25 protein-coding genes are annotated in these 25,580 nt (G+C 63.1%); 10 read left to right on the forward strand and 15 right to left on the reverse strand.

The features are described 5' to 3' along the window. The first annotated feature begins 125 nt into the window (after nt 1-125). The 5 genes from miaB (at nt 126) to lnt (ending at nt 5,439) form a co-directional block, all read left to right on the forward strand. Entirely contained in the window at nt 126-1,454 is a 1,329-nt protein-coding gene (miaB, locus tag PspR32_RS22635; protein ID WP_010222916.1) for a tRNA (N6-isopentenyl adenosine(37)-C2)-methylthiotransferase MiaB, read from the forward strand. A 123-nt stretch (nt 1,455-1,577) separates the two neighbouring features. Continuing rightward, nucleotides 1,578-2,579, forward strand: coding sequence for a PhoH family protein (locus PspR32_RS22640; protein ID WP_010222915.1), 1,002 nt, complete (start codon nt 1,578-1,580; stop codon nt 2,577-2,579). Then, nucleotides 2,572-3,045 (forward strand): rRNA maturation RNase YbeY, encoded by a 474-nt coding sequence (gene ybeY / locus PspR32_RS22645; protein WP_036996971.1) that lies wholly within the window; start codon nt 2,572-2,574, stop codon nt 3,043-3,045. The genes PspR32_RS22640 and ybeY overlap by 8 nt, the downstream gene beginning before the upstream one ends. A gap of 28 nt (nt 3,046-3,073) precedes the next feature. Further along, nucleotides 3,074-3,913 (forward strand): HlyC/CorC family transporter, encoded by an 840-nt coding sequence (locus tag PspR32_RS22650; RefSeq protein ID WP_010222913.1) that lies wholly within the window; start codon nt 3,074-3,076, stop codon nt 3,911-3,913. 8 nt (nt 3,914-3,921) lie between these two features. Further along, complete coding sequence (gene lnt, locus PspR32_RS22655; RefSeq protein ID WP_036996973.1) at nt 3,922-5,439, forward strand: apolipoprotein N-acyltransferase; 1,518 nt, start codon at nt 3,922-3,924, stop codon at nt 5,437-5,439. Here the strand turns inward: lnt and PspR32_RS22660 are convergent. Both PspR32_RS22660 and PspR32_RS22665 read right to left on the reverse strand, forming a co-directional pair. After that, nucleotides 5,436-6,197, reverse strand: a complete 762-nt coding sequence (locus tag PspR32_RS22660; RefSeq protein ID WP_010222911.1) for a YdcF family protein — start codon at nt 6,195-6,197, stop codon at nt 5,436-5,438. The genes lnt and PspR32_RS22660 overlap by 4 nt on opposite strands. A gap of 124 nt (nt 6,198-6,321) precedes the next feature. Continuing rightward, nucleotides 6,322-6,636, reverse strand: a complete 315-nt coding sequence (locus PspR32_RS22665) for a hypothetical protein (protein ID WP_010222910.1) — start codon at nt 6,634-6,636, stop codon at nt 6,322-6,324. Between the two features lie 240 nt (nt 6,637-6,876). On the opposite strand from PspR32_RS22665, the gene leuS reads away from it, so the two are divergent. The 5 genes from leuS to PspR32_RS22690 all read left to right on the forward strand — a co-directional run bounded on the left by leuS (nt 6,877) and on the right by PspR32_RS22690 (nt 12,905). Then, nucleotides 6,877-9,483, forward strand: a complete 2,607-nt coding sequence (gene leuS / locus PspR32_RS22670; RefSeq protein WP_159389195.1) for a leucine--tRNA ligase — start codon at nt 6,877-6,879, stop codon at nt 9,481-9,483. 66 nt (nt 9,484-9,549) lie between these two features. Continuing rightward, nucleotides 9,550-10,158, forward strand: coding sequence for an LPS-assembly lipoprotein LptE (locus tag PspR32_RS22675; protein WP_159389196.1), 609 nt, complete (start codon nt 9,550-9,552; stop codon nt 10,156-10,158). A 36-nt stretch (nt 10,159-10,194) separates the two neighbouring features. Beyond that, on the forward strand, nt 10,195-11,232 hold the full coding sequence (holA, locus tag PspR32_RS22680; RefSeq protein WP_159389197.1) for a DNA polymerase III subunit delta: 1,038 nt from the start codon (nt 10,195-10,197) through the stop codon (nt 11,230-11,232). Between the two features lie 130 nt (nt 11,233-11,362). Further along, on the forward strand, nt 11,363-11,527 hold the full coding sequence (gene arfA / locus PspR32_RS22685; protein WP_010222906.1) for an alternative ribosome rescue factor ArfA: 165 nt from the start codon (nt 11,363-11,365) through the stop codon (nt 11,525-11,527). Nucleotides 11,528-11,588: 61 nt separating this feature from the next. Further along, the gene (locus tag PspR32_RS22690; RefSeq protein WP_010222905.1) at nt 11,589-12,905 is read left to right on the forward strand and encodes a lytic murein transglycosylase; all 1,317 of its coding nucleotides are present in this window, start codon (nt 11,589-11,591) and stop codon (nt 12,903-12,905) included. A 38-nt stretch (nt 12,906-12,943) separates the two neighbouring features. Here the strand turns inward: PspR32_RS22690 and PspR32_RS22695 are convergent, their stop codons facing one another. The 13 genes from PspR32_RS22695 to PspR32_RS22755 all read right to left on the reverse strand — a co-directional run bounded on the left by PspR32_RS22695 (nt 12,944) and on the right by PspR32_RS22755 (nt 25,323). Next, nucleotides 12,944-13,903, reverse strand: a complete 960-nt coding sequence (locus PspR32_RS22695; protein ID WP_159389198.1) for a S66 peptidase family protein — start codon at nt 13,901-13,903, stop codon at nt 12,944-12,946. Between the two features lie 138 nt (nt 13,904-14,041). Next, the gene (lipA, locus tag PspR32_RS22700) at nt 14,042-15,040 is read right to left on the reverse strand and encodes a lipoyl synthase (RefSeq protein ID WP_010222903.1); all 999 of its coding nucleotides are present in this window, start codon (nt 15,038-15,040) and stop codon (nt 14,042-14,044) included. Between the two features lie 2 nt (nt 15,041-15,042). Then, nucleotides 15,043-15,690 (reverse strand): lipoyl(octanoyl) transferase LipB, encoded by a 648-nt coding sequence (gene lipB, locus PspR32_RS22705; protein ID WP_010222902.1) that lies wholly within the window; start codon nt 15,688-15,690, stop codon nt 15,043-15,045. After that, nucleotides 15,690-15,962: a DUF493 domain-containing protein gene (locus PspR32_RS22710; RefSeq protein ID WP_010222901.1), complete on the reverse strand. Its 273-nt coding sequence runs from the start codon at nt 15,960-15,962 to the stop codon at nt 15,690-15,692. Before PspR32_RS22710 ends, lipB begins: the two co-directional genes overlap by 1 nt. Before the next feature lie 75 nt (nt 15,963-16,037). Then, on the reverse strand, nt 16,038-17,198 hold the full coding sequence (locus tag PspR32_RS22715) for a D-alanyl-D-alanine carboxypeptidase family protein (protein WP_010222900.1): 1,161 nt from the start codon (nt 17,196-17,198) through the stop codon (nt 16,038-16,040). Nucleotides 17,199-17,332: 134 nt separating this feature from the next. Next, nucleotides 17,333-18,337, reverse strand: a complete 1,005-nt coding sequence (locus PspR32_RS22720) for a septal ring lytic transglycosylase RlpA family protein (RefSeq protein ID WP_159389199.1) — start codon at nt 18,335-18,337, stop codon at nt 17,333-17,335. Continuing rightward, nucleotides 18,337-19,347, reverse strand: coding sequence for a lytic murein transglycosylase B (mltB, locus tag PspR32_RS22725; RefSeq protein ID WP_010222898.1), 1,011 nt, complete (start codon nt 19,345-19,347; stop codon nt 18,337-18,339). The genes PspR32_RS22720 and mltB overlap by 1 nt, the downstream gene beginning before the upstream one ends. 17 nt (nt 19,348-19,364) lie before the next feature. Next, nucleotides 19,365-20,468: a rod shape-determining protein RodA gene (gene rodA, locus PspR32_RS22730; RefSeq protein ID WP_010222897.1), complete on the reverse strand. Its 1,104-nt coding sequence runs from the start codon at nt 20,466-20,468 to the stop codon at nt 19,365-19,367. A 38-nt stretch (nt 20,469-20,506) separates the two neighbouring features. Beyond that, complete coding sequence (mrdA, locus tag PspR32_RS22735) at nt 20,507-22,396, reverse strand: penicillin-binding protein 2 (RefSeq protein ID WP_159389200.1); 1,890 nt, start codon at nt 22,394-22,396, stop codon at nt 20,507-20,509. A gap of 16 nt (nt 22,397-22,412) precedes the next feature. Then, on the reverse strand, nt 22,413-22,880 hold the full coding sequence (gene rlmH, locus PspR32_RS22740) for a 23S rRNA (pseudouridine(1915)-N(3))-methyltransferase RlmH (RefSeq protein WP_010222895.1): 468 nt from the start codon (nt 22,878-22,880) through the stop codon (nt 22,413-22,415). A 9-nt stretch (nt 22,881-22,889) separates the two neighbouring features. After that, complete coding sequence (rsfS, locus tag PspR32_RS22745) at nt 22,890-23,318, reverse strand: ribosome silencing factor (protein WP_010222894.1); 429 nt, start codon at nt 23,316-23,318, stop codon at nt 22,890-22,892. A 45-nt stretch (nt 23,319-23,363) separates the two neighbouring features. Continuing rightward, a complete protein-coding gene (gene nadD, locus PspR32_RS22750) occupies nt 23,364-24,020 on the reverse strand; it encodes a nicotinate-nucleotide adenylyltransferase (protein ID WP_026001306.1) in 657 nt (218 codons plus the stop codon). Between the two features lie 31 nt (nt 24,021-24,051). Next, nucleotides 24,052-25,323 carry a glutamate-5-semialdehyde dehydrogenase gene (locus PspR32_RS22755; RefSeq protein ID WP_010222892.1) on the reverse strand — a complete coding sequence of 424 codons (1,272 nt, stop codon included), beginning with the start codon at nt 25,321-25,323 and terminating at the stop codon, nt 24,052-24,054. Between the last annotated feature and the right edge of the window lie 257 nt (nt 25,324-25,580).

Below are 25,580 nucleotides of genomic sequence, written 5' to 3' on the forward strand. Positions count from 1 at the left end.
GCGGGGACAATCACGGGTGGTAAAGAAGTCGCAAACTATAACATAGGCACCAGGCCGACAACGCTAGGATCCACGGCCCCGGGCCCTTATAATGTGCGGTTCTTCGAATTACCAGATGATCTCCCATGGCCAAGAAGCTTTACATCGAAACCCACGGTTGCCAGATGAACGAGTACGACAGCTCGCGCATGGTCGATCTGCTGGGTGAACATCAAGCCCTTGAAGTCACGGCCCGCGCCGAAGACGCCGACGTCATCCTGCTCAACACCTGCTCGATCCGCGAGCGCGCCCAGGACCGGGTGTATTCCCAGCTGGGCCGCTGGCGTGAACTCAAAGACCTGAACCCGGACATGGTCATCGCCGTTGGCGGCTGCGTGGCCAGCCAGGAAGGCGAGTCGATCCGCAAGCGCGCGCCTTACGTCGACGTGGTCTTCGGCCCGCAGACCCTGCACCGCCTGCCGGAAATGATCGACGCCGCGCGCACCACGCGCCTGCCCCAGGTCGACGTGTCGTTCCCGGAAATCGAAAAATTCGACCACCTGCCCGAGCCGCGCATCGATGGCCCCAGCGCCTATGTTTCGGTGATGGAAGGCTGCAGCAAGTACTGCACCTTCTGCGTGGTGCCCTACACCCGTGGCGAGGAAGTCAGCCGACCGTTCGACGATGTGCTGGCCGAAGTCATCCACCTGGCCGAGAACGGTGTACGTGAAATCACCCTGCTAGGTCAGAACGTCAACGGCTACCGTGGCCAGACCCACGACGGGCGCCTGGCGGACCTGGCCGAGCTGATCCGCGTGGTGGCGGCGGTGGATGGCATCGATCGCATTCGCTACACCACCTCGCACCCGCTGGAGTTTTCCGACAGCCTGATCCAGGCCCACGCCGAAGTGCCGGAGCTGGTCAAGCACCTGCACCTGCCGGTGCAATCGGGCTCCGACCGCGTGCTGGCGGCGATGAAGCGCAACCACACCATCCTCGAATACAAGTCCAAGCTGCGCAAACTCAAGGCCGCAGTGCCGGGCATCTGCATCAGTTCGGACTTCATCGTCGGCTTCCCCGGCGAAACCGAGAAAGACTTCGAGCAAACCATGAAGCTGGTGGCCGACGTCGGTTTCGACTTTTCCTACTCGTTCGTCTACAGCCAGCGCCCGGGCACCCCGGCCTCGGACCTGCCGGACGAAACCCCGGAAGAGCTGAAAAAGGAGCGCCTCAAGGCCCTGCAACATCGCCTCGACACCCAGGGCTTCGAGATCAGCCGACAAATGGTCGGTACCGTTCAGCGCATTCTCGTCACCGACTACTCGCGCCGCGACCCCGGCCAGTTGCAGGGGCGCACCGAGAATAACCGTATCGTCAACTTTCGCTGCGACAATCCGAAGCTGATCGGCCAGTTCGTCGACATCCATATCGACGATGCGCGCCCGCACTCGCTGTTCGGCTCGCTGGCCCATTGAGCTGACCTGCCGGGCCTTGTTACAGGCCCGGCGACCCTTGATCGTTTCAGCGCTTTCACCCTGCAGCGGCTAGGGTTATCCTTGAGACCATATCCTTTGCCGTTGGGCGGCTGAAAAACGACCTTGAACGCACCTATCGAACCACATCGTTTCATCCTCGAGCCCTTCGAGGCCCACCGCTTCGCCAACCTGTGCGGGCAGTTCGACGAGCATCTGCGCCTGATCGAACAGCGCCTGGCCATCGAAATCCGCAACCGCGGCAATCAGTTCGAACTGATCGGCGAACCCAAACACACCTCCTCTGCCGAACAACTGCTGCGCCGCCTCTATCGCGAGGCCAAGGCCACCGAGCTGTCGCCGGAAATGGTCCACCTGTACCTGCAGGAATCGGCCGTCGAAGAGCTGGAAAACCCGGCTGTCAACGAAGTCAGTGTTTCCCTGCGCACGCGCAAGGGCATGATTCGTCCACGCGGGCTGAACCAGCAGCGCTATGTGAAGGAAATTCTCGGCAACGACATCAACTTCGGCATCGGCCCGGCCGGTACCGGCAAGACCTACCTGGCCGTGGCCTGCGCGGTTGACGCCCTGGAGCGTGAACAGGTGCGGCGCATCCTGCTGGTACGTCCGGCGGTCGAGGCGGGCGAAAAGCTCGGCTTCCTGCCCGGCGACCTGGCACAAAAGATCGACCCGTACCTGCGCCCGCTCTACGACGCCCTGTACGAGATGCTCGGCTTCGAGCACGTGGCCAAGCTGATCGAGCGCCAGGTGATCGAGATCGCCCCGCTGGCCTACATGCGTGGCCGCACCCTGAACAACAGCTTCATCATCCTCGATGAGAGCCAGAACACCACGGTCGAGCAGATGAAGATGTTCCTCACCCGTATCGGTTTTGGTTCCACCGCCGTGATCACCGGTGACATCACCCAGGTCGACCTGCCACGCGGCACCAAGTCGGGCCTGGCCCACGTTATCGAGGTGCTCAAGGGCGTGCCGGGCATCAGCTTCACGCACTTCCTGCCCAAGGACGTGGTCCGCCACCCGTTGGTGCAGCGCATTGTCGAGGCTTACGAGCGCTTCGACAGCCAGCAGCAGAACCCGACCGAAGGCAAACAACGCGATGCTTGAGCTCGATCTGCAACTGGCAAGTAATGCACCACACCCGACCGAGCAACAGTTCCGCCAATGGTGTGAGCTGGCTTTGCGCCAGCGCACGGCCGACTCGGAGCTGACCATTCGCCTGGTCGATGAAGCCGAAGGCCGCGAACTGAATCGCACCTGGCGGAGCAAAGACTACGCCACCAACGTGCTGTCCTTCCCGGCCGACGTGCCTGATGAACTGCTCGACATCCCGCTGTTGGGCGACCTGGTGATCTGCATCGCCGTGGTCGAGCGCGAAGCCGCCGAACAGGGCAAGGCGCTGGAGGCCCATTGGGCGCACCTGGTGATCCACGGCTGCCTGCACCTGCTGGGCTACGACCACATCGACGACGATGAGGCCGAGGAAATGGAAGCACTGGAACGAACGTTGCTTGCCGAACTGGGTCATCCGGACCCGTACGCCGACGACGAACACGACGACATTCAACACTGATATCTGCAAAGGATCACGAGTAACCGCCATGAGCGAAGATCGATCGAGCAACGGGCAAAAGTCCTGGCTGGGCAAACTGACCCAGGCTTTTGCCCACGAGCCGAAAAACCGTCAGGAGCTGCTTGAGCTGCTGCGCGAAGCCCATCAGAACAAGCTGCTCGACAGCGAGGCGCTGACCATTGTCGAGGGCGCCATCCAGGTCGCCGACCTGCAAGTGCGCGACATCATGGTGCCGCGCTCGCAGATGATGAGCATCAAGGCGACCCAGTCGCCGCGTGAGTTCCTGCCGGCGGTGATCGATGCCGCGCACTCGCGCTACCCGGTCGTTGGCGAAAGCCACGACGACGTGCTCGGCGTGCTGCTGGCCAAGGACCTGCTGCCGCTGATCCTCAAGGAGAACGGCGACAGTTTCAACATCAAGGACCTGCTGCGCCCGGCCACGTTCGTGCCCGAGTCCAAGCGCCTGAACGTGCTGCTGCGTGAATTTCGCGCCAACCATAACCACATGGCCATCGTCATTGACGAATACGGCGGCGTGGCGGGTCTGGTGACCATCGAAGACGTACTCGAGCAGATCGTCGGCGACATCGAAGACGAGCATGACGTCGAGGAAGACAGCTACATCAAGCCGCTGCCCAGTGGCGACTTCCTGATCAAGGCGCTGACGCCGATCGAGAACTTCAACGAGTTCTTCGACAGCCAGTTCTCCGACGACGAGTTCGACACTGTCGGCGGCCTGGTCATGAGTGCCTTCGGCCACCTGCCCAAGCGTAACGAGACCACCGAGATCGGCCCGTACCGTTTCCGCATCCTCAATGCCGACAGCCGCCGGATTCACCTGCTGCGTCTAACCCCTATCACCCGTTAAGGACACCCATGCGCTGGATCACCCGCCCCGGCTGGCCCGGTAACCTGCTGGCCGTGGCGGCCGGTGCAATCACCACCCTGGCCCTGGCGCCGTTCGACATCTGGCCGCTGGCCTTGCTCGCGGCCGGCCTGTTCTACCTCGGCCTGCGCGAGCTCAGCCCACGCCAGGCCCTGGGCCGCGGCTGGTGCTTCGGCTTTGGCCTGTACGCCGCCGGCACCAGCTGGATCTACGTCAGTATCAACACCTATGGCGGTGCCACGCCGTTGCTGGCTACCGGCTTGTTGCTGGCGTTCTTTGCCGCCATTGCCTGGTTCTTCGCCCTGCCCGCCTGGCTTTGGGCGCGCTGGTTGCGGCGCAACGAGGCGCCGCTGGCCGATGCCCTGTGCTTCGCAGCGTTGTGGGTCGGCCAGGAAGCCTTCCGCGGCTGGTTCCTCACCGGGTTTCCCTGGCTGTACTCCGGTTACAGCCAGCTTGACGGGCCGCTCTCGGGCCTGGCGCCGCTGGGTGGCATGTGGCTGATTTCGTTCTGCCTGGCCCTGTGCGCGGCACTGGTGTGCAACCTGCCGCGCTTGCGGGCACGCAAGTCGTTCCTGGCTGTGGCCGTCGTGCTGTTGCTGGCGCCCTGGGCGATCGGCCTGGCACTGAAGAACCACGCCTGGACCAGCCCTTCCGGCAAGCCGCTGAGCGTCGCCGCCCTGCAAGGCAACGTCGAGCAGGAGCTGAAATGGAACCCGGAACACGTCAACGCCCAGTTGGCCCTGTACCGCGACATGAGCTTCAGCTCCAAACCGGTCGACCTGCTGGTGTGGCCAGAAACCGCGGTACCGGTCCTCAAGGATCAGGCCCAGGGCTACCTGGACATGATGGGCAACTTCGCCGCCGAGCGTAATACGGCCTTGATCACCGGCGTGCCGGTGCGCGAAGTGGTGCACCAGCAACGCCGCTATTACAACGGCATCACCGTGACCGGCGAAGGTGATGGCACTTACCTGAAGCAGAAACTGGTGCCGTTTGGCGAGTACGTGCCACTGCAGGACATGCTCCGTGGCCTGATTGCCTTCTTCGACCTGCCGATGTCGGACTTTGCCCGCGGGCCGGCCGACCAGCCGCTGTTGCAGGCCAAGGGCTATCAGATCGCGCCGTACATCTGCTACGAAGTGGTCTATCCGGAATTTGCGGCGAGCCTGGCGGCGCGCAGCGACATTCTCCTGACCATCAGCAACGACACCTGGTTCGGTACCTCGATCGGCCCCCTGCAGCACCTGCAGATGGCGCAGATGCGCGCCCTGGAAGCCGGACGCTGGATGATCCGCGCCACCAACAACGGCGTCACCGGCCTGATCGACCCGTTCGGCCGCATCACTGCGCAGATCCCGCAGTTCGAACGCGGCATCCTCTACGGTGAGGTAGTGCCGATGCAGCAGCTCACCCCGTACCTGCAATGGCGCTCCTGGCCACTGCTGATCCTCTGCGCGCTGCTGCTGGGCTGGGCCCTGCTGGCCAGCCGGATGGCCAAGACCGTCTAGTAGAACACTTTGTAGCCGAGCAGGCCGACTGCCTCGTTGAGCAGTTGGCCGCTCTGCCACAGCGACTTGCCCTCCGGCAGCCAGCCACCGAATGGTCGGGCATGGTCACGACCAAGAAAGCCCACCGGCGCCGTCACTACGTCAAAACCCGCCTGCTCGAAGCTCCAGCGCGAGCGCTGCATGTGCCAGGCCTGGGTCACCACCACCACGCGCTTGATCCCCAGGGGCTGCAACAGCTCGGCGCTCATCTGCGCGTTTTCCCACGTGGTGCGGCTGCGCTCCTCTTTCCAGCGTACGCTCACGCCCAGGTCACGCTGGAGGGAATCGGCCATCAACTGCGCTTCGCTGGGCGGCGTACCGTAGTGCAGGCCGCCGCTGGTCAGTACCGGCAAGCCCGAAGCCTTGGCCAACTGCGCCGCGTAGCGCATGCGTTCCATGGCCACGCCCGTGGGTTGATCCTGCGAATCCCAGGCCGGATCACCGCGTTCGCGACCAGCGCCAAGAATGACAATGGCATCGGCATGCTCGGCCAGCCCTGCCCATTGGCTGGTGGCCAGCGCCGGCTCGGTTTCCAGTTGCCGGGCAGCCTGTTCCACCACGACCGGCAGGCTCATCAGCCACAACCCGCCCAAACCCAGGACGAAACACAGCCTCGACAAGCGCGGCCAGGATTTGCGCAGCCACCAGGCGCCCAGCAGCAGCAGAAACAGCACGCCAGGCGGCATGATCATTTGTTTGATGAGATAACGAATCGGCACGGGACACCTCCTTGGAGGTGCGCAGCCTAAGAGGATCGGCACCTGGCAACAATAGTCAGGTGCCGATCAGTGAAGTTTTTGACTCGGTGGCGCACTCCGCTTTGCGCCGGAAAAACCCGAACGGCTACTTGAATTGCAGCGTTCTGGACTTTGCTGTGGTAGCGGAGCGCTTATCCTTGAGCCAGACGATTCTGGCCGAAGTCGGCGTCTCCGGTTGTGGCAATGCGCCGACGCGTCCATGCCCGCCCTCCGGAAGGGATTCCAGATAGGCCTTGATCACTTCGAATTCAGCGCGGCTCAGACCACGCAACTCCAATTCAGCAGGCACTTCATCGCGTAATCGAACGGAGGTTCTAGCGACCTCGAGGGCCAGGCCCAGACGGTCGATCAGCCGTTCGTAAAGCTCCGGTTTCGTTGCTTGTTGCTGCGACTCTCCCATCCGTTCACCTCATTGAAGATAAATATATCTCCCCCCACACATGAGCTTAGCGTTACTCGCAAAAGCAGCCGGACGCCGCGACCAACGGCCCGCTGCGCCACAGGCGGTGCAATCAGGGTTTCCCTCGGTGGACAGGGGTCATGTATGCTAGGGCGTTCACCATACTTGACACCGGATTGCCGATGCAGCGGTTTGATCGCTGCCTGGATAAGGTCTCCCATTTCTCAGCGCAAAGTAGCCATGCACGAACTCTATCAGCCCCGCGAAATCGAAGCCGCCGCCCAGTCTTACTGGGATGAGCGAAAGTCTTTTGAAGTCAGTGAACAGCCAGGCAAGGACACGTACTACTGCCTATCGATGTTCCCGTACCCAAGCGGCAAGCTACATATGGGCCACGTGCGCAACTACACCATCGGTGACGTGATCGCCCGTTACCAGCGCATGCTCGGCAAGAACGTCCTGCAGCCAATGGGCTGGGACGCCTTTGGCATGCCGGCGGAAAACGCCGCGATGAAGAACAACGTCGCCCCGGCCAAGTGGACCTACGAAAACATCGAGTACATGAAGACCCAGCTCAAGAGCCTGGGCCTGGCGTTCGATTGGTCGCGTGAAGTCACCACCTGCAAGCCCGACTACTACCGCTGGGAACAGTGGCTGTTCACCCGCCTGTTCGAAAAAGGCGTGATCTACCGCAAAAACGGTACCGTGAACTGGGACCCGGCCGACCAGACCGTCCTTGCCAACGAGCAAGTCATCGACGGTCGCGGCTGGCGTTCGGGCGCGCTGATCGAGAAGCGCGAAATCCCGATGTACTACTTCAAGATCACCGACTACGCCGACGAGCTGCTGGAAAGCCTCGACGATCTGCCGGGCTGGCCTGAGCAGGTCAAGACCATGCAGCGCAACTGGATCGGCAAGTCCCGTGGCATGGAAGTGCAGTTCCCCTACGATCAGGCCAGCATCGGCCACGCCGGGGCCCTGAAAGTCTTCACCACCCGTCCGGACACCCTGATGGGCGCCACCTACGTGGCCGTTGCCGCCGAGCACCCACTGGCCACCCAGGCCGCCCAGGGCAACCCCGAGCTGCAAGCCTTCATCGATGAGTGCAAGAGCGGCAGCGTCGCCGAAGCCGACATCGCGACCCAGGAGAAAAAAGGCCTGGCCACCTCGCTGTTCGTCGAGCACCCGCTGACCGGCGAAAAACTGCCGGTGTGGGTCGCCAACTACGTGCTGATGCACTACGGCGACGGCGCGGTCATGGCTGTCCCGGCCCACGACGAGCGCGATTTCGAGTTCGCCCACAAGTACAACCTGCCGGTCAAGGCTGTGATCCGTACCAGCGCTGGCGATGAAGTCGGCAGCGAGTGGCTGGCCGCCTACGGCGAGCACGGCCAGCTGATCAACTCCGGTGAGTTCGACGGCCTGGACTTCCAGGGTGCCTTCGACGCCATCGAAGTGGCACTGATCAAGAAAGAGCTGGGTAAGTCCCGCACCCAGTTCCGCCTGCGCGACTGGGGCATCAGCCGTCAGCGCTACTGGGGTTGCCCGATCCCGATCATCCACTGCCCAGCTTGTGGCGATGTGCCGGTACCGGAAGACCAACTGCCGGTCACCTTGCCGGAAAACGTCGTACCCGATGGCGCCGGTTCGCCACTGGCACGCATGCCCGAGTTCTACGAATGCGAATGCCCGAAATGCGGCACGGCGGCCAAGCGCGAAACCGACACCATGGACACCTTCGTCGAGTCGTCCTGGTACTTCGCCCGCTACGCCTCGCCTAACTACGAAGGCGGCATGGTCGACCCGAAAGCGGCCAACCACTGGCTGCCGGTAGATCAGTACATCGGTGGTATCGAACACGCGATCCTGCACCTGCTGTACGCGCGTTTCTTCCACAAGCTGATGCGCGACGAAGGCCTGGTCACCTCCAACGAGCCGTTCAAGAACCTGCTGACCCAGGGCATGGTCGTCGCCGAAACCTACTACCGCGTTGCCAGCAACGGCGGCAAGGACTGGTTCAACCCGGCCGACGTCGAAATCGAGCGCGATGCCAAGGCCAAGATCATCGGCGCCACGCTGAAGACCGACGGCCTGCCGGTCGAGATCGGCGGCACCGAGAAGATGTCCAAGTCCAAGAACAACGGCGTCGACCCGCAGGCAATGATCGAAGCCTACGGCGCCGACACCTGCCGCCTGTTCATGATGTTCGCCTCGCCGCCCGACATGAGCCTGGAATGGTCCGACTCTGGTGTCGAAGGTGCCAACCGCTTCCTGCGCCGCGTCTGGCGCCTGGCTCAGGCCCACGTGGCCCAGGGCCTGCCGGGCAAGCTGGATGTCGCCAGCCTTGATGACGCACAGAAAGTGATCCGCCGCACCATCCACGCTGCCATCAAGCAGGCCAGCACCGATGTCGGCCAGTACCACAAGTTCAACACCGCCATCGCCCAGGTGATGACCGTGATGAACGTACTGGAAAAAGCCCCGCAAGCCAGCGAACAGGACCGCGCCCTGCTGCACGAAGGCCTGGAAGCGGTCACCCTGCTGCTGGCGCCGATCACCCCGCACATCAGCCATGAGCTGTGGCAGCAACTGGGTCACCAGGGCGCCGTGATCGACGCACCTTGGCCGGTACTGGACGAAAGCGCCCTGGTCCAGGACAGCATCGTCCTGGTCATCCAGGTCAACGGCAAGCTGCGTGGCCAGATCGAAATGCCGGCCGCAGCCAGCCGCGAGGACGTCGAAGCCGCTGCGCGCAGCAACGAGAACGTGCTGCGCTTCACCGAAGGCCTGAGCATCCGCAAGGTCATCGTGGTACCGGGCAAGCTGGTCAACATCGTCGCCAACTGACAGGAAACGCCGGCCCGCCAATTATGCGGGCCGGCGCACAGAATCGGCCCACAAGGGAGCTACAACATGATCAAACGCAATCTGCTGGTAATGGGCCTGGCCGTGATGCTCAGCGCCTGCGGTTTCCAGCTGCGCGGTACCGGAACCAGTGAACTGGCGATCAAGGAACTGGACCTGAGTGCACGTAACGCCTACGGCGATACCGTGGTCCAACTGCGCCAGGCCCTGCAGAGCAGCGGCGTCAACGTCCACGCCGGCGCGCCTTACAAACTGGTTCTGACCAACGAAGCCGAAACCCAACGCGCAGCCACCTATGCAGGAGGTTCGGGTCGTTCGGCCGAGTATGAGCTGACCACCGTGCTGAGCTACAGCATTGAAGGCCACAACAACACCAACCTGCTCAACGACAAGCTCGAAGTGCGCAAGATCTATGTGCATGACGGCAACAACATCACCGGCTCGCAACAGGAAGCCACACAAGCTCGGAACGAAATGCGCCGCGACCTGGTGCAGAACATGCTGGTACGCCTGCAACTGCTGACCCCTGGCCAGCTTGAAGGCCTGCAGCAAAAGGCTGATGAACGTGCCCAGGCCGAAGCCGATGCCCTCGAAGCGGCCCGCCGCGCCCAGGACGAAACGCCTCAGCAGTCGCCGCTGCAACTGCCAGCCAACTGAGATTGAACGGGGCACTTCGGTGCCCCGTCTGCCATCATGAAACTCACTCCCGCCCAACTTAACAAGCACCTGCAAGGCAGCCTCGCACCGGTCTACGTGATCAGCGGCGATGACCCGCTGTTGTGCCAGGAAGCTGCCGACGCCATCCGCACGGCGGCACGCCAGCAAGGTTTCGACGAACGCCAGGTGTTCAGCGCCGACGCCAACTTCGACTGGGGCGCCCTGCTCCAGGCCGGTGCCAGCCTGTCGCTGTTCGCCCAGCGGCGCTTGCTCGAACTGCGCCTGCCGTCCGGCAAGCCTGGCGACAAAGGCGCCGCGGCACTCATCGAATACTGCTCCAACCCCGCTGAAGACACCCTGCTGCTGATCAGCCTGCCCAAGCTCGACGGCAGTGCGCAGAAAACCAAGTGGGGCAAGGCGCTGATCGAAGGGCAACACACCCAGTTCGTGCAAATCTGGCCGGTGGACAGTCACCAGCTACCGCAATGGATCAGCCAGCGTCTGTCCCAGGCCGGGCTGAGCGCCCAGCGCGACGCCGTTGATCTGATTGCCGCGCGGGTGGAAGGCAACCTTTTGGCGGCAGCCCAGGAGATCGAGAAGCTCAAGCTACTGGCCGAAGGCAATCAGATCACTGTCGAAACCGTCCAGGCAGCGGTAGCCGACAGCGCCCGCTTTGATGTCTTCGGCCTGGTCGACGCCATCCTCAATGGCGAGGCCGCCCATGCCTTGCGCATGCTCGAAGGTTTGCGCGGCGAAGGCGTCGAACCGCCGGTGATTCTCTGGGCCCTGGCCCGGGAACTGCGCCTGCTGGCCGGGCTGGCCCAGCAGTTCAGCCAGGGCGTGCCGCTGGACAAGGCCTTCAGCCAGGCCCGGCCGCCGGTCTGGGACAAGCGCAAACCACTGATGAGCAAGGCCCTGCAACGCCATTCGGCGCAGCGCTGGAGCCAGTTGTTGCAGGATGCCCAGCGCATCGATGCGCAAATCAAGGGCCAGGCTCAGGGCTCGGCCTGGACCAGCCTGGCGCGCTTGTCGTTGCTGATGGCGGGGCAGCGTCTGGCGTTGCCGGCTGAGTGAAGCCGGGGGCTGCTTTGCAGCCCATCGCTGGCAAGCCAGCTCCCACGACCGTCTCTGTGGGAGCTGGCTTGCCAGCGATGGCTTCAACGCCTATATTGCGCCCCACACCCACCTGGCAGGACATCCTGTGATGAGCAAGAAACCCGCAAAACCCGGGCCCAACAAGGCCAAATCGATCATAGCCCAGCCATTGTTCCGCAGCCGCCAGGAACGCGCCGGCAAAGGCAAAGGCAGCTACCGCCGCGAAGCCTTCCAATCGAGAGATTGGGAGGCTTCTTACTTTTTGGCCGCATAAAAGCAAGAATCCGGCAGGCGTGGTATGGTCGGCACCTGACTTGAAATACCTGGACCTGTGCATGCCCTTTTGTCTTACCCGTCGCTGGCAACCTCGCCAGCTGATTGCCGCCTCCAGCCTCATCCTGCTTGTCGCCTGCGCGGAAAAGCCCACCGCCGCCGATGCGCTGCCGCTGGCTCCTGCCCAGCCTGCTCCGGTCGTGACACTGCCCAACCCCATCGTCGACACCAGCAGCGAAATCCAGCCGCTGCAAAGCTTTGCCCAATGGCAAGCGGGGTTCCGTCAGCAAGCCCTGCAAGCCGGTATCAATACCAACACCTTTGACCGTGCCTTCCTTGGCGTCATCCCCGACATGGACGTGATCAAGGCCGACCGCAGCCAGCCGGAGTTCACCCGGCCGGTATGGGAATACCTCGATGGCGCGCTGTCGCCGTTGCGTGTGCGCAATGGCAAGGGTCTGCTGGAAAAACACGCCGAACTGCTGAGCCAGATCGAACAACGCTATGGCGTCGACCGCAATGTACTGGTTTCGGTCTGGGGCATGGAAAGCAACTTTGGCCAGTTCCAGGGCAACAAATCGGTCATCCGCTCCCTGGCGACCCTGGCCTATGAAGGCCGCCGCCCGGCCTTCGCCCAGGCGCAGCTGATTGCGGCCCTGCAGATCCTGCAGAACGGCGATATCCAGCCCGATGCGATGAAAGGCTCGTGGGCCGGCGCCATGGGCCAGACCCAGTTCATCCCCACCACCTACAACACCCACGCGGTGGATTTTGACGGCGATGGCCGCCGGGATATCTGGAACAGTTCGGCTGACGCCCTGGCGTCCACTGCCCACTACCTGCAGAGCTCCGGCTGGAAACGCGGCGAGCCCTGGGGTTTTGAGGTGCAGCTGACACCTGGCTTCGACTACTGGCTGGCGGATGGCAGCCAGCGCAAGACGGTGTCCGAATGGATGCAAATGGGCCTGAAACTGCCTGCCGGTGTGCGTTTGCCTGCCGGTAGCGAGCAGTTGTCCGCCGCCTTGCTGTTGCCGGCCGGTTACCGCGGCCCGGCCTTCCTGGTGCTGGACAACTTCCGCGCGATCCTCAAGTACAACAACTCGTCGTCCTACGCCATGGCCGTCGGCCTGCTTGGCCAACGGTTCGATGGCTCGGGTTACATCGCCGGATCCTGGCCCAAGGATGACCTGCCGCTGAGCCGCAGCGAGCGGGTCGAATTGCAGACCCTGCTCAGCGCCCGCAACTACGACGCCGGGGCCGCCGACGGCATTATCGGCGCCAACACCCGCAAGGCCATTCGCAGTGCTCAGCAGGCGCTGGGCTGGCCTGCCGACGGCTATCCGACGCACAAGCTGCTCGATAGCCTGCGTCAACGCTAAGCAATACAAAAACGCCCCTGTTCAGGGGCGTTTTTCATTCAGCGCCTGAACAAGTCCTGCTCCAGCCGCAAGCACTTGCGATCGGCATCCAGGTGCACCCTGGCCCCTAGCGGCAAGGTCAGGTTCGGGTCGCAATGACCGCTGCGCCATCCGGCCAGCACCGGCACCTGCAACGGCGCGAAGAACTGCCGCATCAAGGGCGCCAGCGCCTCTAGCGTGATTCCGGCAAAATCCCCCAGCAACACGCCACGAACCCCTTCGAGCTTGCCCGCCAGGCGCAACTGCGTCAGCAGGCGGTCAACCCGATACAGTGGCTCATTGACGTCTTCGACAAACAGAATGCCACCGCCGCAGTGGATTTCTGCAGGGGTGCCCAGGGTTGCGCACAATATCGACAGGTTACCGCCCTGCAAGGGCCCGCTGGCAGCGCCTGGCAGGATCGAGGTCAACGGCCAGGCATCGGGGTGTTCAAGGCGGTCGCCGGCGCCCAGGCGGCCGCTGAGCTGCTCGAACAGCGATGACAGGGTCGGCTCCTGCTTGTTGCCCAGCAATTCCGACTTGAGCATGGCGCCGTGGAACGACACGAACCCGGCATGACGGGCAATGGCCGTGTGCAGCGCGGTGATGTCGCTGTAGCCGACCAAAGGCTTGGGGTGACGGCGCAGCAGGTCGAAATCGATGTTTTCCAGCAGGCGCATGCTGCCGTAGCCACCACGCAGGCAGATGATGGCATCGACATCTTCGGCAGCGAAGGCGCTGTGCAGGTCTTGCAGGCGCTGCGCATCGCTACCAGCCAGATAGCCCTCGGCGGCAGTCACCCCCGGGTAGATCCGGCAGCGATAGCCGCGTGCCTCGAACCACTGGTTGACCTTGAGCGTATCGACCTGGGCGGGACCTGCCGGGGCAATGATCGCGATCAGCCCGCCAGCGGGCAAGGCCATGGGCAACGGCTGGGCATGGGACAGCACGCGGGCCTGATGCGTGAAGGGAAGGTTCATCCAGACGACTCCTTGTGTGGACAGATCCGTCCACAGTAAATCAACGATCCGTTCGACGGCGCAAGGAAGCCTTGCCGCAAACAAAAATGCCGATGCCGCAGGGTAGCGAGCATCGGCATTGAGGCACTGCGACGGCGATCAGAGCTTGATCTTGGCCTCGTGCGCCTGCTGGTCGGCATGGTACGAAGAACGCACCAGCGGGCCGGAGGCGACGTTCTTGAAGCCCATCTTGTAGCCTTCTTCGGCGAACCAGGCGAAGGTGTCCGGGTGCACGAAACGCTGCACCGGCAAGTGGCTGCGCGACGGCTGCAGGTACTGGCCGAGGGTCAGCATGTCGATGTTGTGCTCGCGCATGCGATGCATCACTTCGATCACTTCTTCGTCGGTTTCGCCCAGGCCCAGCATCAGGCCGGACTTGGTCGGTACGTGCGGCACCAGTTCCTTGAACTTCTGCAGCAGGGTCAGCGACCACTGGTAGTCCGAACCCGGGCGCGCCGCCTTGTACAGGCGCGGCACGGTTTCCAGGTTGTGGTTGAACACATCCGGTGGCGTCTCGGCGGTGATCGCCAGGGCGACGTCCATGCGCCCGCGGTAGTCCGGTACCAGGGTTTCGAGCTGGACGCCCGGCGACAGCGCGCGAATCTCGCGGATGCAGTCGGCAAAGTGCTGGGCGCCGCCGTCACGCAGGTCGTCGCGGTCCACCGAGGTGATCACCACGTACTTCAGGCGCAGGTCGGCGATGGCCACGGCGAGGTTCTTCGGCTCGTCGACATCCAGTGGCTTTGGCCGGCCATGGCCGACGTCGCAGAACGGGCAACGACGGGTGCAGATGTCACCCATGATCATGAAGGTGGCGGTACCGCCGGAGAAGCATTCGCCCAGGTTCGGGCAGGACGCTTCTTCACAGACGCTGTGCAGCTTGTGCTTGCGCAGCAGTTGCTTGATGCGGTCGACTTCCGGCGAAACCGGGATACGCACGCGAATCCAGTCAGGCTTTTTTGGCAGCTCGTCGGTGGGGATGATCTTTACCGGGATACGCGCGACTTTTTCCGCGCCACGCAGTTTGACACCCGCCTCGACCTTGGGCCGTGGCGCTGGCGTCACGCTTTGCACTGGTTCTTGCACAACAGTAGTCATATTCAGAAGATTCCGCCCGTAAGGGTCGCCTGCTCAGCATAGTCGAGGTGCTTGACCAGCTGCCCGCGCAGCCTTGCCCTTACCTCAGAGAGTTCGATCGAGCCTGCCTGATCGCGCAGCTGGGTCATGGCCAGCCCCGCATACCCGCAGGGGTTAATCCGGCGGAATGGCGCAAGGTCCATGTCCACGTTCAGAGCAAGGCCGTGAAACGAACAGCCATTGCGAATCCGCAGGCCGAGCGAGGCGATCTTCGCCCCGTCGACATAGACGCCCGGCGCGTCGGCCTTGGCCGCCGCCTCGACGTTGTAACTGGCCAGCAACTCGATCAGGCAGCGTTCGATGCGGCTGACCAGATCGCGCACGCCAAACCCAAGGCGGCGCACATCCAGCAACAGATAGGCCACCAGCTGGCCCGGGCCGTGATAGGTCACCTGGCCACCGCGATCGGTCTGCACCACCGGGATGTCACCCGGCACCAACAGATGCTCGGCCTTGCCGGCCTGGCCCTGGGTGAACACCGCCGGGTGTTCAACCAGCCATACCTCATCCGCCGTGCCCGGGCCGCGCTGGTCGGTAAACCGGCGCATGGCCTCGAGCACCGGCTCGTAGGGCAGCAGGCCAAGGTCGCGAAAGCCGAGGCAATCGGGCATCAGAGCACCATTTTCACGATACCGGTCGCGCGCAGGGCGCTGTTGATGTTGTGCAGTTGGTCTTCACTGGTCGCCACGATGTGCAGCTGCACCGTGGTGTACTTGCCTTCCTTGCTCTGACGCTCAGCCAGGGTCTTGAGATCGACCTCGGCGTACTTCTTGAGGATCTCGATCACCGTGTCCTTGAAATGGACCACGGTGTCACCGATGACCTTGATCGGGTAATCGGCGCAGGGGAATTCGATTTTGTGCGACTTGACGTCTTCGCTCATGGCAATAACGGCCTCGTAGCCGTGGCAACAACAACGCCCCCGCGTGAGTGGGCGGGGGCGTGGCAGGTCACGATATCAGTTGAACAACCCGTAGAAGAATAGCCGAATGCTATCCCACACACGACGGAAGAAACCACCTTCCTCAACGCCATCCAGCGCGATCAGGTCGGCACTGTGGACAACCTTGTCATCCAGTTTGACTTCCACTTTACCGATCACGTCACCTTTGTTGATCGGAGCGATCAATTGCGGGTTCATGGTCATGCTTGCGGCCAGCTTTTTCAATTGGCCTTTAGGCAAAGTCATGCTCAGGTCCTGGGCAAGACCGGCTTTGACCTGATTGGTCGCACCCTTCCATACCGGCGCCTGGGCCAGTTCCGTACCCTTCTGGTAGAAGGTCTGGGTTTCGAAGAAGCGGAAGCCATAGGTCAGCAGCTTCTGGGTTTCGGCCGCACGCGATTGCTCGCTGTTGGTACCGAAGACCACGGCGATCAGGCGCATGCCGTCACGGACCGCCGAAGACACCATGCAGTAGCCGGCTTCGTCGGTGTGGCCGGTTTTCAGGCCGTCGACAGTCTTGTCGCGCCACAGCAACAGGTTGCGGTTAGGCTGCTTGATGTTGTTCCAGAAGAACTCCTTCTGCGAGTAGATCGCATAGTGAGCCGGGTCTTCGTGGATGATCGCGCGTGCCAGTACTGCCATGTCGTGGGCCGACGAGTAGTGCTCGGGGTTCGGCAGGCCGGTCGGGTTCATGAAGTGACTGTTGCTCATGCCAAGATCGCTGGCAGTCTTGTTCATCATGTCGGCGAAAGCGTCTTCGCTGCCGGCGATGTGCTCGGCCAGGGCGACGCTGGCGTCGTTACCCGACTGGATGATGATGCCGTGCAGCAGGTCGCTGACGCTGACCTGGGTACCGACCTTGATGAACATCCGCGAACCACCGGTGCGCCAGGCGTTTTCGCTGACGGTGACCGGATCGTTCTCGCCGATCTGCCCACGACGGATATCCAGGGTCGCGATGTAGGCGGTCATCAGCTTGGTCAGGCTCGCCGGAGGCAGACGCTGGTCACCATTGTTCTCGACCAGGATGTTGCCGCTGGAGGCTTCCATGAGCACGTAGGACTTGGCAGCCAGTTGCGGCGGCGACGGCATCATCTGCTCTGCCGCGAAGGCGGCAGGGGCAATCATCAGCGGTACAAGCAGGCAAAGGCGTTTGGCAAAGCTGGTTATGTTCATCCGTCTCTCGAAATGGCTAATGGGCTCATGCCCTCATGGGCAAAACGTTTACAGGCACATGGCCTGACGGGCAAAACCGCCATTGTACATGGCAGCTGCGCCCGGCTGCATGACAAACCGATCAGTCCCCCCGATCAGTCTGCCGTGACGACTTTGGGCTGCCCCAGGTTGGCCAGACGCACGCTGTCCTGCATCTGCTGGGCTTCGCCCTGGCTGTTGATCGGCCCCAGGCGGACCCGGTGCAGGGTCTGCTGGTTACGCACGATCGAACTGATGAAGACCGGCGCGCTGACCATGCTGCTGAGCTTGGAGCGCAGCAGTTCGGCGGCGTCCGGGTTGGCAAAGGCGCCGACCTGCAAGTAAAGACCATTGCCGGCCATGCTGTTGTTGCTGGCAACCTGCAGCGGCACGACCGCGGCGGCATGCTGCTGCGGTGGCGGCGTCCATTGTTCGACCGTGCCGGTGCTGGCCGGCATGGCCTGGGTCTGGGCCACTGGCGGCTGGTCGAGAACCATCGGCGCCGGCTGGCCACGCTGGGCCCACCATTGTTTCGGGTCGATACCCTCGACGCGCACCCGCGCGGTACCGGTTTCGGCATAGCCGAGCTTCTTCGCCGCCGCGTACGACAGGTCGATGATACGGTCGGAATAGAACGGCCCGCGGTCGTTGACCCGCAGGATCACGCTGCGCTGGTTGTCGAGGTTGGTGACCTTGACGTAGGCCGGCAGCGGCAGGGTCTTGTGCGCCGCGCTCATGCCGTAGAGGTCATAGACCTCGCCGTTGGCGGTGTTCTGGCCATGGAACTTGGTGCCATACCACGACGCCGTGCCCTCGGCGCGGTAGTTGCGCGAGTCGGGGATCGGGAAGTAGGTCTTGCCCAGCACGGTGTAGGGGTTGGCCTTGTAGTTACCGGTGTGCACGGTCGGGGTCGCGTCCGGGATCTTCGAGACGTCGACATCCCACCAGGGTGCACCATCCTTGTGGGCCCGGTTGATGTCCAGGCCAGGCTTGGCCCGCACCACATTGGTATTGCCCTGGGTAGAAGTGCTTGGGCGGCTGCTCGAACAGCTCACCAGCACCAGGCCCAGGGCCGCGCAACCGAGCAGTTTCAGCGATGTAGCGGAGAACATTACGCGCATTACTTGGCGCCCCGTGCTTGAACCAGCAGGTCCGAGAGCTGATGCACTGCCATGGCATACATCACGCTGCGGTTATAGCGAGTGATCGCGTAGAAGTTTTTCAGGCCCAGCCAGTATTCCGGGCCATTGTCGCCTTCGAGCCGGAAGGCGGTGACCGGCAGATCATCGCGCAGCGCATCATGACTCGACCAGCCCAGTGCCCGCAACTCCCCGACCGTCTTGACCGCGTCGATGCCCGGGCTCAGGCCCTCGTCGACGCGCTCGCCACGCACCGTGGCACGGCTGACCACCTGCTCGCCGGCCACCCAGCCGTGGCGCTTGAAGTAGCTGGCCACGCTGCCGATGGCATCATCCGGGTTGTTCCAGATATTGATGTGGCCGTCGCCGTCAAAGTCCACGGCGTAAGCGCGAAAACTGCTCGGCATGAACTGCGGCAGGCCCATGGCCCCGGCGTAGGAACCTTTGAGGGTCAGCGGGTCGACCTGCTCTTCGCGGGCCAGCAACAGGTACTCGCGCAGCTCCTTGCGGAAGAACTCGGCGCGCGGCGGGTAATCGAAGCCCAGGGTCGACAGCGCGTCGATCACCCGGTAGTTGCCGGTGTTGCGGCCAAAGAAGGTCTCGACGCCGATGATCGAAACGATCACCTGGGCTGGCACGCCGTATTCCTGCTCGGCACGGGCCAGGGTGGCCTCGTGCTGGCGCCAGAAGTCGACGCCGCGGGCGACCCGGGCGTCCGTGAGGAACATCGGGCGATAGTCTTTCCAGGGTTTTACCCGCTCGGCCGGGCGCGAGATCGCGTCAAGGATCGACTGCTTGCGCTGAACCTCGCGAAACACCCCCATCAGCTGCTCACCGGCAAAACCGTAGTCGCGGGTCATTTCGCCGACGAACTCGGCCACCTGGGGCGAGCCATCGTAGTCGCCGGCACAAGCGCCTTGCGCTGCGCCGAACAAACCCAGAAAGCCGACCCAAGGCGCACAGCGAGCCGCCCAGCCACGCATTGCTTGCATGTAATTCTTCACCTTATTCAAACCTGCGCAATCCATTTGCGATGCGTATGGATCGACATTAAAACCCCAAACGCTGACAGCAGCGTCACCAACGAAGTTCCGCCATAGCTAATGAAGGGCAGCGGCACACCTACTACCGGCAACAAGCCGCTGACCATACCGATATTGACGAACACATAAACAAAGAAGGTCATGGTCAGGCTGCCAGCCAGCAGCTTGCCGTAGAGCGTCTGGGCCTGGGCGGTAATCACCAGGCCGCGGCCGATCAGCAGCAGGTAGATCAGCAACAGTGCGCAAATGCCGACCAGGCCGAACTCCTCGCCGAGCACGGCGATGATGAAGTCGGTGTGGCTTTCCGGGAGAAAATCCAGGTGCGACTGGGTGCCCAGCAGCCAGCCCTTGCCGAACACGCCGCCCGAACCGATCGCCGCTTTCGACTGGATGATGTTCCAGCCGGTGCCCAGCGGGTCACTTTCCGGGTCGAGGAAGGTCAGTACCCGCTGCTTCTGGTAGTCGTGCATGACGAAGAACCACATGGCCACCGCCACCGGCACCGCCGCCGCCACCACGCTGAGGATCCAACGCCAGCGCAGGCCGCCCATGAACAGCACGAAGGCGCCGGAGGCCAGGATCAACAAGGCGGTGCCCAGGTCCGGCTGGCGCACGATAAGGATGAACGGCACGCCAATCAGGATCAGGCTGATCATCACGTGCTTGAGGTGCGGCGGCAGCGAGCGCTTGGCCAGGTACCAGGCGATGGTCGCCGGCATGATGATCTTCATGAACTCCGAGGGCTGGAAGCGGATCACCCCGGGGATGTTGATCCAGCGAGTGGCCCCCATGGCGTTGTGGCCCATGACGTCAACCACCACCAGCAGGATCACCCCGACCACATAGGCCAGAGGCACCCAGCGGGCCATGAAGCGTGGCTCGAGCTGGGCAATCACGAACATCGACACCAGACCGATGCCGAAGGAGCTGGCCTGCTTGAGCAACAGGTCCCAGTTTTTGCCGCTGGCCGAATAGAGGACGAACAGGCTGCCGGCCGCCAGGGTCAGCAGCAGGATCAGCAACGGCCCGTCGATATGGATGCGCTGCAGGAAACTGGCGCGGCGCCGCATCACATCCTCGCTGGAGAGCATGCGATCGAAGTTACTCATCACGGGGCAGGCTCCTGGGCAACGGTGGGGTTGGCGAATTCAGGCTTGAGGCGGCCGTCCGGGCCAAGCAGCCAGGCGTCCATCACCTGGCGCACCACCGGCGCGGCGACGCCGGAGCCGGACTCGCCGTTCTCGACCATCACCGAGACCACGATCTTCGGGTTGTCGGCCGGCGCGAAGCCAACGAACAGGGCGTGGTCGCGGTGGCGCTCTTGCAGCTTGTTGCGGTCGTACTTCTCACCCTGCTTGATCGCTACCACCTGAGCGGTACCACTCTTGCCGGCAATCCGGTACTGAGCGCCGACCGAGGCCTTGCGCGCGGTACCCCGGGCACCGTGCATCACCTGCTCCATGCCGTGGGTGACCTTGTTCCAGTCCGACTTGTCGCGCAGGACGATGTCGTCCATGGGGTTTTCGTCCACCGGCGGCAGGCCCTCGATGGTCTTGGCCAGGTGCGGGCGGTTCCACTTGCCCTTGCTGGCGATCAGCGCGGTGGCCTGGGCCAGTTGCAACGGCGTGGTCTGCATGTAGCCCTGGCCGATCCCGAGAATCAGGGTTTCCCCCGGGAACCAGGCCTGCTTGCGGGTGGCACGTTTCCATTCCCGCGACGGCATCAGCCCCGGCGACTCTTCGAACATGTCCAGCGAGACCTTCTGGCCGATGCCGAAGCGGTTCATGTAGGACGACAGTTTGTCGATGCCCATCTTGTGCGCCAGGTCGTAGAAGTAGGTGTCGTTGGAACGCATGATCGCCGTGTCCAGGTCCACCCAGCCATCACCGCTGCGGTTCCAGTTGCGGTACTTGTGGTCGTAATTGGGCAGTTGGTAATAGCCCGGATCGAACACCCGGCTCGATGCGGTGACCACGCCACTGTCCAGGCCGGCAATCGCCACCGCCGGCTTGATCGTCGAGCCTGGCGGATACAAGCCGCGCAACACGCGGTTGAACAGCGGCCGGTCGATCGAGTCGCGCAGCTCGGCGTAGGCCTTGAAGCTGATGCCGGTGACGAACAGGTTGGGGTCGAAGCTCGGCTGGCTGACCATCGCCAGCACTTCGCCGGTGTTCGGATCGAGGGCGACAATGGCCCCGCGACGCCCGCCCAATGCAGCCTCGGCGGCCTCTTGCAGCTTGATGTCGAGGCTCAGGACGATGTCCTTGCCGGGGATCGGGTCCGTACGCTTGAGCACCCGCAACACGCGGCCCCGGGCGTTGGTCTCGACCTCTTCGTACCCCACCTGGCCGTGCAGTTCCGGCTCGTAGAAGCGCTCGATGCCGGTCTTGCCGATATGGTGGGTGCCGCTGTAGTTCACCGGGTCGAGGGTTTTCAGCTCTTTCTCGTTGATCCGCCCGACATAGCCGACCGAATGCGCGAAATGCGCACCCTGCGGGTAATGGCGCACCAACTGGGCAACCACTTCCACACCCGGCAGCCGGAACTGGTTCACCGCGATACGGGCGATCTGCTCCTCGGTCAGCTCGAACAGGATCGGCACCGGCTCGAACGGCCTACGCCCCTGGCGCATGCGCTTTTCGAACAGGGTGCGGTCATCCGGGGTCAGTTCCAGCACCTCGACGATCACGTCGAGCACCTGCTGCCAGTCGCCGGAGCGCTCGCGGGTCATGCTCAGGCTGAAACTTGGCCGGTTGTCGGCGACGATCACCCCGTTACGGTCGAAAATCAGCCCGCGAGTCGGCGGAATCGGCTGCACATGCACCCGGTTGTTTTCCGACAGGGTCGAGTGATAGTCGTACTGGATCACCTGCAGGTAATACAGGCGGGCAATCAACACGCAGATCAGCAGGACGATCGCCACTGCACCGACCACGACGCGGCTACGCACCAGGCGGGCGTCTTTCTCGTGATCCTTGAGGCGAATCGGCTGCGACATTGAAAGGGCTTAAGGCTTATTTATGGTAGGGATGCCCGGACAATACGGTCCAGGCGCGGTACAGCTGTTCGCCGATCAGTATCCTTACCAACGGGTGGGGCAGTGTCAGCGGCGACAGCGACCAGCGCTGCTCGGCCCGCGCACAGACTTCCGGCGCCAGCCCTTCGGGGCCGCCAACCATGAAGTTGACCGTACGCGAGTCCAGGCGCCAGCGGTCCAGCTCGACCGCCAGTTGCTCGGTACTCCAGGGCTTGCCATGGACCTCCAGGGTGACAATCCGTTCCCCTGGCTGGACCTTGGCGAGCATGGCCTCACCCTCCTGACGAATCAGACGGGCGACGTCGGCATTCTTGCCCCGGGTATTGAGCGGTATTTCCACCAGCTCCAGCGACAGCTCCGAGGGCAGGCGCTTGGCATATTCATGCCAACCGTCCTCGACCCACTTGGGCATGCGCGAGCCGACCGCGATCAGACGCAGACGCACGAGCGTTCCTTATTCCCGGTCTTTGAGCTTGTCTGAAAAGTCGTGGGTGTTTTCCGGGCTGTGGTGCTTGCCATCGGCGGCGCGGCTCTGCTCGGCGCCCAGCCACAGACGTTCGAGGTCGTAGAACTGACGGGCAGCGGCGGTCATCATGTGGACGATGACGTCGTTGAGGTCGAGCAGCACCCAGTCGCTGTCGCCCTTGCCTTCTTCACCCAGAGGCTGCACGCCCTTGGCCTTGACCTGTTCGCGAACCTTTTCCAGCATCGCACTGATCTGGCGGTTGGAAGTACCGGTGGCGATGATCATGTAATCGGTCAGGCTGTGCTTTTCGCGCACGTCGATGACCTGGATGTCCTGGGCCTTGACGTCTTCCAGGGCGGACTTGGTCAGTTCGACCAGTTCTTCGGCGCTGACGGCGTTGTGTTTTTGCTTGGTCATATAAAACTCATTCAACTCAATAATGTAAGGCGCTTCTCAGCACCCTCAGTTCGGCGCACGGTAAAGGTTGTGCGCATCGATGTAGGCCAGTACTGCGTCCGGCACCAGAAACCGCACCGACTTGCCGCTGGCCAGCAGCTGTCGGATCTGCGTGGCAGACACCGCAAGCGGTGTCTGCCAGACGAATGCAATATTCCCGGCAGGCCCTTCGAGGGCCTGCGGATCACTGACCGAACGCGCTGCCAGCAAGTTGCGCAAGGCATCCGGCGGCTCGACGTCGGCATCCGGGCGTTGCAGCACCAGGATGTGACAGTGTTGCAGCAATTCTTCCCAACGGTGCCAACTGGGCAGGCCGCAGAACGCGTCCCAGCCCAGCAGCAGAAACAGTTGCTCCGAGGCGGCCATTTCGGCGCGCATCAGTTCCAGCGTTTCAATGGTGTACGACGGCTTGTCGCGGGCAAGCTCGCGGGCATCGACCGACAGCGTTGGCACGCCCTGAACAGCGCACTGGACCATCGCCAGACGGTCCTGTGCCGACACCTGCGGCGTGTCGCGGTGCGGCGGGCGGGCATTGGGCATCAGCCGCAGCTCGTCCAGCGCCAGCACTTCGGCCACCTCCAGCGCACTGCGCAGGTGACCGATATGCACCGGGTCGAATGTCCCGCCGAGCACACCGATGCGCCGGGCGGGCGACATCGTCATGAGGCGGGCGGGCGGCTTGCGCTCGGCCAAGTCAGAGCGACTCCTGTCCGCGCAACTGACCGTCGCCGATCACCACGTATTTCTCACAGGTCAGGCCTTCCAGGCCGACCGGGCCGCGGGCGTGCAGCTTGTCGGTGGAAATCCCGATCTCCGCGCCCAGGCCGTACTCGAAACCGTCGGCAAAGCAGGTCGGTGTATTGATCATCACCGAGGACGAATCGACCTCGGCCATGAACTGGCGAGCCTGTGCCTGATGTTCGGTCACGATGGAATCGGTATGGTGCGAGCCATACCGGTTAATGTGTTCAATCGCCTGGTCCAGGCCGTCCACCACACGGATCGACAGAATGGCCGCGAGGTATTCGGTGCTCCAGTCCTGTTCCGTCGCCGGCACCGCCTCGATGATTTTCAGGGTACGCTCGCAACCGCGCAGTTCGACGCCTTTTTCCCGAAATTGGCGGGCCATTTCCGGTAAGAACTCCGCAGCTACCGACTGATCGACCAGCAGGGTTTCCATCGCCCCGCAGATGCCGTAACGGTAGGTCTTGGCGTTGAAGGCGATGCGCCGGGCCTTGTCCAGATCGGCATGCTCGGCCACGTAAACGTGGCAGATACCGTCCAGGTGCTTGATCACCGGCACCCGTGCGTCGCGGCTGATGCGCTCGATCAGACCCTTGCCACCACGAGGCACGATGACATCAACGAATTCCGGCATGCTGATCAGCGCGCCGACCGCTTCGCGATCAGTGGTTTCCACCACTTGCACCACCGCTGCCGGCAAGCCGGCCTCGGCCAGGCCGCGCTGGATGCAGGCGGCAATGGCGCGGTTGGAGTGGATGGCCTCGGAGCCGCCACGCAGGATGGTGGCGTTGCCCGACTTCAGGCACAGGCTGGCGGCGTCGATGGTCACGTTCGGCCGCGACTCGTAGATGATGCCGATCACCCCCAGCGGTACACGCATCTTGCCGACCTGGATACCCGACGGCCGGTAGCTCATGTCGCGGATCGCACCGACCGGGTCCGGCAGGCTGGCCACCTGACGCAGGCCGACGATCATGCTGTCGATGCGCGCCGGGGTCAGCGCCAGACGCTCGAGCATGGCCGGTTCCAGGCCATTGGCACGGCCAGCGGCCAGGTCCAGCTCATTGGCGGCGGTCAGCTCGGCGCGGGCAGCATCCAGGGCGTTGGCGGCAGCTTGCAGGGCGCGGTTCTTCTGCGCAGTGCTGGCACGGCCGATCACGCGGGAAGCCGCGCGGGCAGCGCGCCCCAGGCGGGTCATGTAGTCAAGAACGGACTCAGTCATGGGCTCAGTGGTCTTGGCGAAGGGGAAAATCGGATGATTATAGCTGTCGTGCGGCCCCACGCCCAGCGGTGACAGGCGGATGGTCGAAAAGAGTGCCGCGCCCACAGGATTGACGGTGCTCTCAGGGTTGTTGCAAGACGTGTGGGAGCTGGCTTGCCAGCGCTGAAGCCGCCCACAGACAGTTGCTCCAACAGTGCACTTCGGCCATTCAGGGTTGGTTAAGACAGAAATTGCTATCATCGCCCACCTGTCCACCC

This window comes from Pseudomonas sp. R32 (genome assembly GCF_009866705.1).
GTDB classification, from domain to species: Bacteria; Pseudomonadota; Gammaproteobacteria; order Pseudomonadales; family Pseudomonadaceae; genus Aquipseudomonas; species Aquipseudomonas donghuensis.

What these genes read in the sequence shown, in the direction of transcription:
- miaB (WP_010222916.1), top strand. Translation starts at nt 126, where the DNA reads ATGGCCAAGAAGCTTTACATCGAAACCCACGGTTGCCAGATGAACGAG.
- ybeY (WP_036996971.1), top strand. Translation starts at nt 2,572, where the DNA reads ATGCTTGAGCTCGATCTGCAACTGGCAAGTAATGCACCACACCCGACC.
- PspR32_RS22650 (WP_010222913.1), top strand. Translation starts at nt 3,074, where the DNA reads ATGAGCGAAGATCGATCGAGCAACGGGCAAAAGTCCTGGCTGGGCAAA.
- lnt (WP_036996973.1), top strand. Translation starts at nt 3,922, where the DNA reads ATGCGCTGGATCACCCGCCCCGGCTGGCCCGGTAACCTGCTGGCCGTG.
- PspR32_RS22665 (WP_010222910.1), bottom strand. Translation starts at nt 6,636, where the DNA reads ATGGGAGAGTCGCAGCAACAAGCAACGAAACCGGAGCTTTACGAACGG.
- leuS (WP_159389195.1), top strand. Translation starts at nt 6,877, where the DNA reads ATGCACGAACTCTATCAGCCCCGCGAAATCGAAGCCGCCGCCCAGTCT.
- PspR32_RS22675 (WP_159389196.1), top strand. Translation starts at nt 9,550, where the DNA reads ATGATCAAACGCAATCTGCTGGTAATGGGCCTGGCCGTGATGCTCAGC.
- holA (WP_159389197.1), top strand. Translation starts at nt 10,195, where the DNA reads ATGAAACTCACTCCCGCCCAACTTAACAAGCACCTGCAAGGCAGCCTC.
- arfA (WP_010222906.1), top strand. Translation starts at nt 11,363, where the DNA reads ATGAGCAAGAAACCCGCAAAACCCGGGCCCAACAAGGCCAAATCGATC.
- PspR32_RS22690 (WP_010222905.1), top strand. Translation starts at nt 11,589, where the DNA reads ATGCCCTTTTGTCTTACCCGTCGCTGGCAACCTCGCCAGCTGATTGCC.
- PspR32_RS22695 (WP_159389198.1), bottom strand. Translation starts at nt 13,903, where the DNA reads ATGAACCTTCCCTTCACGCATCAGGCCCGCGTGCTGTCCCATGCCCAG.
- lipA (WP_010222903.1), bottom strand. Translation starts at nt 15,040, where the DNA reads ATGACTACTGTTGTGCAAGAACCAGTGCAAAGCGTGACGCCAGCGCCA.
- lipB (WP_010222902.1), bottom strand. Translation starts at nt 15,690, where the DNA reads ATGCCCGATTGCCTCGGCTTTCGCGACCTTGGCCTGCTGCCCTACGAG.
- PspR32_RS22710 (WP_010222901.1), bottom strand. Translation starts at nt 15,962, where the DNA reads ATGAGCGAAGACGTCAAGTCGCACAAAATCGAATTCCCCTGCGCCGAT.
- PspR32_RS22715 (WP_010222900.1), bottom strand. Translation starts at nt 17,198, where the DNA reads ATGAACATAACCAGCTTTGCCAAACGCCTTTGCCTGCTTGTACCGCTG.
- PspR32_RS22720 (WP_159389199.1), bottom strand. Translation starts at nt 18,337, where the DNA reads ATGCGCGTAATGTTCTCCGCTACATCGCTGAAACTGCTCGGTTGCGCG.
- mltB (WP_010222898.1), bottom strand. Translation starts at nt 19,347, where the DNA reads ATGCAAGCAATGCGTGGCTGGGCGGCTCGCTGTGCGCCTTGGGTCGGC.
- rodA (WP_010222897.1), bottom strand. Translation starts at nt 20,468, where the DNA reads ATGCGGCGCCGCGCCAGTTTCCTGCAGCGCATCCATATCGACGGGCCG.
- mrdA (WP_159389200.1), bottom strand. Translation starts at nt 22,396, where the DNA reads ATGTCGCAGCCGATTCGCCTCAAGGATCACGAGAAAGACGCCCGCCTG.
- rsfS (WP_010222894.1), bottom strand. Translation starts at nt 23,318, where the DNA reads ATGACCAAGCAAAAACACAACGCCGTCAGCGCCGAAGAACTGGTCGAA.
- nadD (WP_026001306.1), bottom strand. Translation starts at nt 24,020, where the DNA reads ATGACGATGTCGCCCGCCCGGCGCATCGGTGTGCTCGGCGGGACATTC.
- PspR32_RS22755 (WP_010222892.1), bottom strand. Translation starts at nt 25,323, where the DNA reads ATGACTGAGTCCGTTCTTGACTACATGACCCGCCTGGGGCGCGCTGCC.